This is a genomic window from Burkholderia sp. AcTa6-5, from assembly GCF_017815075.1.
GTDB classification, from domain to species: domain Bacteria; phylum Pseudomonadota; class Gammaproteobacteria; order Burkholderiales; family Burkholderiaceae; genus Burkholderia; species Burkholderia sola.
Genome location: NZ_JAGIQE010000073.1, coordinates 1 through 953 on the forward strand (window position 1 = coordinate 1; position 953 = coordinate 953).

General features: G+C 68.1%; 1 protein-coding gene. It reads right to left on the bottom strand.

The window, feature by feature from the left end:
- Positions 1–953 (bottom strand): efflux RND transporter periplasmic adaptor subunit (locus J8I33_RS34245; protein WP_209940002.1); only part of this gene is annotated, 953 nt, incomplete at both ends.

Here is a 953-nt window from a genome sequence, read left to right on the forward strand (position 1 = left end):
GTCGCGCCCGGGCGCACCTTGTCGACGCCTTGCACGATCACGTGATCTCCTGCCTGCAGACCGCCTTCGACGATCCAGTTCGGGCCTTGCATGCCGGTGGTCTTCAGCGGACGCGGCTCGACCTTGTTGCTGGCGTTCACCACCATCGCGATCGCCTGGCCCTTCTGGTCATGCGTGACGCCGATCTGCGGCACCAGGAACGCGTTCTCGTTCACGCCTTCCTCGATCCGTGCGCGCACGAACATCCCCGGCAGCAGCACGCGGCCCGGGTTCGGGAACACCGCGCGGATCGTCACCGAGCCGGTGGTCTGGTCGACCGTCACGTCCGAGAACTGCAGCTTGCCGGCTTCCGAATAGGTCTTGCCGTCTTCGAGGATCAGCGACACCTTCGCCGCGCCCGGGCCGCTCGTCTTCAGGCGGCCGCTCTGCACGTCCTGACGCAGCTTCAGCCCTTCGAGGCTCGACTGCGTGAGGTCGACGTACACCGGATCGAGCTGCTGCACGGTCGACATCAGCGTCGCCTGGCTCGCCTGCACGTATGCGCCCGGCGTCACCTGCGAGATGCCGACGCGGCCGCTGATCGGCGACACGACATCCGTATAGCCGAGGTTGATCTGCGCGGTGTCGACCGCCGCCTTGCCGGCCGCGACGTCCGCCGCGGCCTGGCCTTGCGTGGCGACCGCGTTGTCGTAGTCCTGCTTGCTGACCGCGTTCGCGGCGACCAGCACCTTGTAGCGCGCGACCAGCGCGTTCTGCGTGACGAGGTTCGCCTGCGCCTTCGCGAGCGTCGCCTTCGCGCTGTTCAGCGCGGCGATGTACGGCGCCGGATCGATCTTGTAGAGACGCTGACCGGCCTTGACGTCGGTGCCTTCGGTGAATTCGCGGCGCAGCACGATGCCGTCGACCCGCGCGCGGACCTGCGCGACGAGGAATGCACTGGTGCGGCCCGGCAG